General features: G+C 38.9%; 10 protein-coding genes. 1 reads left to right on the top strand and 9 read right to left on the bottom strand.

Annotation, left to right across the window (positions count from 1 at the left end):
- Positions 1-422: 422 nt before the first annotated feature.
- From RZN25_15390 to RZN25_15370, 5 genes are read right to left on the bottom strand one after another with little or no spacing between them, the layout of a single operon-like run.
- Positions 423-1,328, bottom strand: coding sequence for a biotin-dependent carboxyltransferase family protein (locus RZN25_15390; GenBank protein ID MEQ6378195.1), 906 nt, complete (start codon positions 1,326-1,328; stop codon positions 423-425).
- A 1-nt stretch (position 1,329) separates the two neighbouring features.
- Complete coding sequence (locus RZN25_15385) at positions 1,330-2,091, bottom strand: 5-oxoprolinase subunit PxpA (GenBank protein MEQ6378194.1); 762 nt, start codon at positions 2,089-2,091, stop codon at positions 1,330-1,332.
- 1 nt (position 2,092) lies between these two features.
- Complete coding sequence (gene pxpB / locus RZN25_15380) at positions 2,093-2,785, bottom strand: 5-oxoprolinase subunit PxpB (GenBank protein ID MEQ6378193.1); 693 nt, start codon at positions 2,783-2,785, stop codon at positions 2,093-2,095.
- 32 nt (positions 2,786-2,817) lie between these two features.
- The gene (locus RZN25_15375; protein ID MEQ6378192.1) at positions 2,818-3,351 is read right to left on the bottom strand and encodes a chromate transporter; all 534 of its coding nucleotides are present in this window, start codon (positions 3,349-3,351) and stop codon (positions 2,818-2,820) included.
- Positions 3,352-3,353: 2 nt separating this feature from the next.
- The gene (locus RZN25_15370) at positions 3,354-3,914 is read right to left on the bottom strand and encodes a chromate transporter (GenBank protein MEQ6378191.1); all 561 of its coding nucleotides are present in this window, start codon (positions 3,912-3,914) and stop codon (positions 3,354-3,356) included.
- 147 nt (positions 3,915-4,061) lie between these two features.
- Between RZN25_15370 and RZN25_15365 the strand changes: the two genes are divergently transcribed.
- On the top strand, positions 4,062-4,712 hold the full coding sequence (locus RZN25_15365) for a hypothetical protein (GenBank protein ID MEQ6378190.1): 651 nt from the start codon (positions 4,062-4,064) through the stop codon (positions 4,710-4,712).
- Between the two features lie 194 nt (positions 4,713-4,906).
- Here RZN25_15365 and RZN25_15360 read toward each other — a convergent pair whose 3' ends face one another.
- The 4 genes from RZN25_15360 to RZN25_15345 all read right to left on the bottom strand — a co-directional run bounded on the left by RZN25_15360 (position 4,907) and on the right by RZN25_15345 (position 7,459).
- Positions 4,907-6,079, bottom strand: coding sequence for a M14 family zinc carboxypeptidase (locus RZN25_15360; protein ID MEQ6378189.1), 1,173 nt, complete (start codon positions 6,077-6,079; stop codon positions 4,907-4,909).
- A gap of 50 nt (positions 6,080-6,129) precedes the next feature.
- The gene (locus RZN25_15355; protein MEQ6378188.1) at positions 6,130-6,420 is read right to left on the bottom strand and encodes a hypothetical protein; all 291 of its coding nucleotides are present in this window, start codon (positions 6,418-6,420) and stop codon (positions 6,130-6,132) included.
- Positions 6,421-6,562: 142 nt separating this feature from the next.
- Positions 6,563-7,051 carry a metallophosphoesterase gene (locus tag RZN25_15350; protein ID MEQ6378187.1) on the bottom strand — a complete coding sequence of 163 codons (489 nt, stop codon included), beginning with the start codon at positions 7,049-7,051 and terminating at the stop codon, positions 6,563-6,565.
- 255 nt (positions 7,052-7,306) lie between these two features.
- The gene (locus RZN25_15345; GenBank protein ID MEQ6378186.1) at positions 7,307-7,459 is read right to left on the bottom strand and encodes a hypothetical protein; all 153 of its coding nucleotides are present in this window, start codon (positions 7,457-7,459) and stop codon (positions 7,307-7,309) included.
- Between the last annotated feature and the right edge of the window lie 410 nt (positions 7,460-7,869).

Genomic DNA, 7,869 nt, shown 5'->3' with positions numbered 1-7,869 from the left:
GCGTGCGTCTACCCTAAATCCGTGCGTCAATTTTAGGCTGGCGTGCGTCTGTTTCGTGGATTTGCGCGTCAATTTCCATGGCACTTGCGTCCTCCCGAGATCCGCGCGTCAATTTTGGGCCGGCGTGCGTCTGTTTCGTGGATTTGCGCGTCAATTTCAACCCAGCGTGCGTCTACTCTAAATCCGTGCGTCAATTTTAGGCTGGCGTGCGTCTGTTTGATGGATTTGCGCGTCGATTTCCATGGCGCGTGCGTCTACTCTAAATCCGTGCGTCAATTTTAGGCTAGCGTGCGTCTGTTTCGTGCATTTGCACGTCAATTTCAACCCAGCGTGCGTCAACCCAGCATTTGCGCGCCAACTCGAAATTCAAACGCCCAATCAAATTATGAGCACCCTCTAAAACAAAAAAGATGGCACCACTACTATGCCATCCACTCTTTCCTCGCTATTTCCGCTTCTTCCAAAGTTACCTTTTTAAACCTTACCTTCCCCCCAGGTAGAAGCTGTGCTATTTTCCATAAATCTGCTGAAACAACTGTGCCTATAGTAGTGTAGCCGCCTGTTGTTTGGCTGTCTGCAAATAAAATAATTGGTTGTCCACTTGCTGGAATTTGTATGGTTCCAAAGGTAGTAGCTTCAGAGATAATGTCCGCTCCATTTCTATGGATAATCAGCTCTTCCCCCTTAAGAATGCCGCCCATTCGATCTCCCTTTTGAAAAATATACACTTGTTCATAAAATAGTCTAAGAGATTCCTCTTTGAATTTATCAATATGATGGCTAGGCACTACCCGTAATTCAATCTCATTTTTATAAGTTGGAATCCATAGGGGATTTAGAGCCATACCTGGATGGGACTTTTCATTCTTTTTTCCATACAGAATATTATCCTTTTGAAGAGGACGCCCCATATTCCCCCGTTCATAGACTGAGCAACTACCAAGAATAGATTGGTAGTCAAATCCACCAGCAACACATAGATAAGCCCGAGCACCAGACTTTGGTTGACCAAATGATATATTCTGCCCTTTATAAATTTTGAAAGACTTCCACATCGGTACAGTCTTACCGTCAACAGAAGGCGTTAAATCTGCGCCCGTTATCGAAACCACAATATCTGCTAAAGCGATTAGCTCGGTTCCGAGTAGAGTAACCTCCAGAGCAGGGGCATTCGATGAGTTTTGTAGAATATAATTCCCCATTCTAAAGGCATATCGGTCCATGGCACCAGATATAGGCACACCATATCGTTGATACCCTTTTCTACCTTCATCCTGAATGCTTGCATAAAGACCAGGCTTCTTTACTTTAAAAATTGGATATACCATCCTACTCACCTACATTTTTAATTTCAACCTTCTCAGTCAGGAGAGCCTTTTCAAGTTCATGTGCTACCTCCACGGCATAATCACCGTCCCCATGTATGCAAATGGTATCAGCTTGAAGGTCAATTTTTTTACCAGTCACCGAAGTTACATATCCGTGTTTTACAATCTCAAGAACCTGTTTTTTCATTGCTTCAACGGAGGTGTGGAGAGCGTTATCCCGTGTTCTTGAAGTTAATTCACCCTCATCTGTGTAGGCTCGGTCAGCAAAAGCCTCAGACGCTGTCTTCAAACCTATTTTGTGGGCTGCTTTTATTAATTCGCTGTTACATAATCCAAACAAAATAAGTTTAGGATTTACATCATAAACAGCCTGAGCTATGGATTCAGCAACGACTCTATCTCTTGCTGCAAAATTATAAAGTGCTCCATGGGGCTTAACGTGAACCATTGGAATATTTTCTACCCTACAAAAAGCATCTAAAGCTCCAATTTGGTAAAGAACCATCCTGTAAATCTCTTCAGGCGTCATCACCATTTCTCTACGTCCAAAGCCAATAAGGTCCTGAAATCCAGGGTGAGCTCCTACTCCGACTCCATGTTTTTTAGCTAAAGAAACCGTTTCAGCCATCGTATTGTAATCCCCGGAGTGGAAACCACAAGCGATATTTGCAGAGGTTATAACACTCATTAATTTTTCATCGTGACCCACTTTAAATACTCCATAACTTTCTCCCACATCAGCATTTAAATCTATTCGAAGCATGCTATGACTCCCCTTCTTTCCATTGGTAAAATTCTTCAAAACATATTGGTTTGAATTGAATCTTATCCCCTACTTCGCATAAAAAAGGTGAAGGTTGTTCTGGTTGGAACAGTTTAAGTGGTGTTCGACCAATAATATTCCATCCACCTGGGGAATCAATAGGGTAAATCCCAGTCTGTGCGCCAGCAATCCCGACACTCCCAGATTTCACAAGTCCCCTTGGCTGATCTAATCTTGGAGTAGAAATTTCTGATGACATGCCTCCTAAATATGGAAAACCAGGCAAAAATCCAATCATATAGATAGGGTAAACAGTTGAGCTATGTATTTGAATGACTTGTTGTTCGGACAACTCATTATACTCTGCCACCCGTCCCAGATCCGGTCCGAATTCACCGCCATAGACTACAGGAATTGATATTACTCTTGGTTGAGACGCTTTTAGTGATCCACTGTATTTCTCGAGAATGCCTATGATTTTCTTTTTCATTTCAGCATATGAACAATTTTTCGAATCAAAGTAAATTGTTAAGGAGTGATAAGTAGGGACCATTTCAAGAATACTTCCATCTTGAATCGATTCAAGAATGGCATAGGCCTCATGAACTTTTTGATTAATTGCAGGATCAATTTTTTCACCAAAATTTAAAACAATGGCTTGATCGCCTAATGGAAATGTATGATTTGGAAGCATTCATCCCCCTCCTTCCCCTGTTTCCTAAATTTTTACCCCAGAAACAAAGCCCCGTAAATGAGCGAACCCAATATAACAAAGGCTGGATGCAGCTTAACTTTTTCTAATAACAAATAACTGGCGACTACTAAAAAGAGTGTATGCCAAATTCCAATATCCATATAAGAGCTGGATAAGAATTGATAGGTCATCATTCCCAATAAAATAGCAATGGTAGGACGAACGAGTAGTGTTAGTTTTTGTACTTTCAATGAATTTTTAAATTTTCCTAAAAAGCTAAGAAGAACAATCATTAATATTAAAGAAGGAACAGCAATGGCAAAAATGGCAATGATGGAACCTAAAATTCCTCCCTGTTGAAATCCAACATACCCTGCCATTTTTGTAGCAATGGGACCTGGTAATGAATTTGCTACCGCAAGCATTTCACTAAACTCTGAAACACTCATCCAACCAAAACGATCCACCACTTCATTTTCAACTAAAGGTATAGAGGCAGGTCCTCCCCCATAACCTAAAATCCCAGGAATAAAAAATGCTATAAAGATTTGCCAATATAGAAGCAAGGTTAAGATCTCCCCCTTTCTTTATTTCTACGCTCGAAGGGATAGACCAAAACAAATAATAAAATTCCCGCGATCATAATTCCAGGATGAATCCCTAACAAAACAATGATAACAAATGATCCAACTCCCAACCCAACGGTCTGAGTCCAACCTAATCCTTTTTGAGAATTCACCATAAAATTAATGGTGAGGAGTCCTAAAAGAACCGCTACAACAGGTACAACTGCATTAGTCATTCCAACTACCCAAGGAATCTCTTTAAAAGAGGACAAGGTAGTTAGTAAAACAATTAAGAGCACGACCGTGGGAATAACAGTAGCAAATAAAGCCATGAACATGCCTAAAATACCTGCTACTTTATATCCAATGTACCCAGCCATTTTAGTTGCGATTGGCCCCGGTAATGTGTTTGCAATAGCTAAAATGTCACTGAACTCATCCTCATTCATCCATTGATATTTTTCTACAACTTCTTTATGTACAAGCGGGATGGAAGAAGGACCTCCACCATATCCAAAAATCCCGACACGAAAAAATGCCATAAATATCTGCCTCTGAATCATAACCCTCACCTTCACCTCTACAGAAGTTCAACCTCTCTTCATTTTAAACGAAAATTAAGATAAATAAAAAAACTAAATGGCTGTAAGTATAATTTTTTCTTTCTGTGAAATAGTGGTGAATAAGAATATGACTTAGGAGTGATGGGGTTGTTTAAGTGGTTTTTTCAACTTTTGTTTTCAATTGTTATTGTAGGAGTTGGTTTCCTTGTCATTTCACTAGGATCAGGTGGGTCTACGAAAGAACTTGAAGGTATATTACAAAACGACTTTTCCATTGAATTACCTGATGATGTGAAGAATGTACAGCCTCAGCCAGAGCCTTCTTCTGATCAAGAGATTGATACTCCTTTGTCAGATGACACGGAAAAGTTTTTTTTAAGAAAACGCCAAATGGATGAGGAAAGTCTTGTTTTAGGAGATAACTCATCAATAACAGAAGAAAATTCTTCCCTGGATGAAATTAAAATGGCTTATGCACCGGCTTTAGAATCTCTTAAGACTCAAGCAGAGCAAAAATTGGACCAGTTGTTTCAAAAAGGACTTGAGGAATACCGTACCAAGAAAGAAAATGGAGAATCTATTTCTTATCTACAGTTATTATCTAAATATCAGTCCGCCGCATTAGATTTGGAAAAAAATACAGATAGTACTTTTCAAAAGATCTACGAGGACCTCGTTCAAAAGCTTGAAGAAAATGGATATGACAAAAAAGATGCAGAAGATATCCAACAATTTTATGAAGAGTACAAAAAAGATCTAGAATCATCGATGATGAAAAAAGTAGAAGAAATGTTTTGATAAGAAAAGCGCAAGCTCCCTTCGAAACAAGAAAAGCACTTGTTTCAGCGAAGATGGTCTAAGTAGCTTTCCTTACTTGGGGCAAAAACAAAGATCATTCGATGAAGCTTTTTCGCTAAGCTAGACAGAGATATTACTCCATTCATAATTAAACCGTGCCAAACTTCGCACGGTTTTTTCCTTGAAGGGTAAAATTAACGTAATCCTAATGCTTCTGCTGGAGATGTTTTTTGTAGATATAAGTCGATTGCCTGATTGGTTGGAAGTTTATATTTTTCTTTGATCATGCTTACATACTGAAATCTTTCCACACCTTTACCTGGGAGTAAATCTCCAGGGTCTATCACGGGCGAATTACGGTTTACAGCTAAAGGAGAATTGTTTTTTTCATGCAAACGATAGCCTTCTGCCGCAATAAAAAGACCAGCTTTCCGGTTTCGCTCCCACTCCTCCGAAAATTCACCAGGATCAACATGTTTTTCTCCTTGATAGGTTCCCAATTCAGGGGTAAGAGCCGGAAGGTCTAATTCTTCAATCACCCAATCTGTATAACCCGCCCCATATCCTGCCTGCATTAAGGTATAACCAGACAGTTGTTGATAGGTTTCAGCTATGCGAGTATCTCTTTTTTCATGTTCAGGTGACATATTCAAATTCCAATATACGATTTGTCCCGAAGTATGATAGGCAATGGAGATTTCGGGTTGAATAATGGTTGTAAGATTACGCATAATTTGCGTCTCGATCGTTTCAAAAGGTTTTGTTCCTTTATAATTGCTCCAGCTGGGGCCTTCTGTTGTGTAGGATTCCTCCCACCCCGTCGGATATTGACGATTGAGATCAATCCCCTCAGCATTAGCCTTCCAACGAGTAAAGTCATAACTCCCCCCATTCATTTCCAAAAGCTGTTCATGATCTTGTTCGGGAAATGCCTTTAATCCCAGCTGTTGAAGGGTAACTCCATCAGGATTCACCATAGGAACGAACCAAATGGACGTTTGATTGAACAGTTCGCGAATATCATATCTATCAATCTCTGATTCATCATCATACGCCTTTGCATATTCTTCTATCATATTCATGGTGAGCATGGTACTGAACCATTCCCGAGCATGATGCGATCCATTATAAAACACATTGGCTTCACCGAAACCAAGTTTCACCAGATAAATTGTCCGTCCGTATTTCGTTGATTCTACTGAATACACTTCTACCAAGGGACCGTACTCTTCATCTAATTTTTCCAAATCGGATTGAAAATTTTCGTAAGTATAAATGTCATCGGTTTGCACAATTTTTTCTGCAAAAAATGTTGAAGGATGGACCAGAAGGAGAATAACAAGCAAGAAAATGATATGTTTTTTCATAAGCCTTCTCCTCGTCATAATAAATTTTGAGTGTAGATAATACAGTGAAATTATTCCACGGTAGGATCTGCCTGATAAGGATAGAGGGAAAATGGATGAAGACTTTCATTTTTATAAAAATAAAACGTAGTAAATTCTTCTCTCGTAGACAATGTGACAATATCGTAGTCTGCTAGCTGATATCCGGTTTTCTTCTCTGTCATTTTTTCCGTGAGGATTTCCTCCACCCTTCCCTCCATATTTCCCTGATAAACTCTTCGGTATTCCCCAGGATGAAGCTCTAATTTCTTATCACTTCTGGCTTTTTTCCAAGAGATATATTCATAGATTCTCACAAGCAAAATACATCATCCTTTCCTAATTCCATTAGTAATACTTATGACTTATAGGTAAAAAGGATGTCTATTTTGCTTTAGAACAGTTCATCACTGGATTTGTGTTTTTTCTTTAGAACAGCTCATTGCTAGGATTTGTGTTTTTGCTTTAGAAAAATACATGTTTGGCTTCGATTCCGCCATCAATGGTCAGCAAACCATATGAATAAAAAGGAAGCTTTCTCTTGTCGGTTGGTGATCCTGGATTAAATAGTAAGGTTTTTTTATAAAACTTTAAGTACGGGAGATGAGAATGACCAAAAATAATCATGTCCAGCTCATCTTTTTCAAAGGTTCCTAAAACTCGCTTCTCTGTTGTCCCTCTCTCTCCATGCCCATGGGTGATGCCTATCTCATAGCCTTCTACCTCAATGATTTCTTTATCTTTTACCAATTCTTTTATCGGATCGGAATCTACATTTCCGTATACACCAATGACTGGTGCATATTTTTTAAGTTCCTCATATACATCCGTAGTTTGCCAATCCCCTGCATGAATGATCAAATCTACTTCTGTCAAAGGTTTGGTTAGTACATCTGGAAGTGTATTTGCTTTTTTCGGCATATGAGTATCTGATAGGACTAAGATTTTCTTCACTTTGCATGCTCCTTTATTTCGGTGGAACTGGATCTCTTTTAAGAAAAGCAGTCATACAATGAATGCCTCCCCATCCCTTTAGAATTCCACTTATATCTACCTTCTAAGACATCAATTCCATTTTCGGTTAAAAGTTACTTGGTTTCTTAATTTTCAGAACATGAGTACTTTCCCTGGTTCAAGCGTAATGCCATTCCTTGTTTAATTTCCAATATTAGCAACCTCAATGAGCTCATGAAAATTGGTTTCGTTCACTTATTGGAGTTCTGTTGAAGGATGATGGAAAAGTACGGATTTTAACTTCCCCATTTCAGAATCACAATACCAATCTCCCCAAAGTTCCTTCATTTCACTTTGAAAAGAATTTTCTAACGGAAGCAAACGTTCTCCTTGGATATGAACAGACATTTGTTGATCCTCTCCCTTATTAAAATTGTTTACTCAATTAAAATCTTTTGTATAGATAGTGATTGGCTATCATTTTGAAAGTGCTTATCTCTTTTAAAAATTATCTGACTTTCCTATCCAAAAACAAAAACCACTTTACCCTATTACCATGGTAGCATAGTTCATTGCAGAATATTATGAAAACAAATATACTAAAGGTAGTTATTAGTAATTAGAAAAGCGTAAGTGCCCTTGTTCATCGACGTAAGGAGGTGGACTGAATCGAGTGAGATAAAGGAAACACGATGAACGTAGTGAATCGATGTTGACTTATCGATTCGAGATGAGGGAACCGACTTTAGTCGATAGGGCACTGGAGCTAGACAAATTCTATAAGAAAAGCGTAAGTGCCCTTGTTCATCGACGTAAGG

It is taken from the genome of Bacillaceae bacterium S4-13-56 (genome assembly GCA_040191315.1).
Taxonomy (GTDB): Bacteria; Bacillota; Bacilli; order Bacillales; family JAWJLM01; genus JAWJLM01.
Note: the sequence above shows the minus strand (reverse complement) of the source record. Positions and strands in the feature narration are given on the sequence as shown.

Coding starts and splice junctions, on each gene's coding strand:
- RZN25_15390 (MEQ6378195.1), bottom strand. CDS start 1,328: ATGGTATATCCAATTTTTAAAGTAAAGAAGCCTGGTCTTTATGCAAGC.
- RZN25_15385 (MEQ6378194.1), bottom strand. CDS start 2,091: ATGCTTCGAATAGATTTAAATGCTGATGTGGGAGAAAGTTATGGAGTA.
- pxpB (MEQ6378193.1), bottom strand. CDS start 2,785: ATGCTTCCAAATCATACATTTCCATTAGGCGATCAAGCCATTGTTTTA.
- RZN25_15370 (MEQ6378191.1), bottom strand. CDS start 3,914: ATGATTCAGAGGCAGATATTTATGGCATTTTTTCGTGTCGGGATTTTT.
- RZN25_15360 (MEQ6378189.1), bottom strand. CDS start 6,079: ATGAAAAAACATATCATTTTCTTGCTTGTTATTCTCCTTCTGGTCCAT.
- RZN25_15345 (MEQ6378186.1), bottom strand. CDS start 7,459: ATGTCTGTTCATATCCAAGGAGAACGTTTGCTTCCGTTAGAAAATTCT.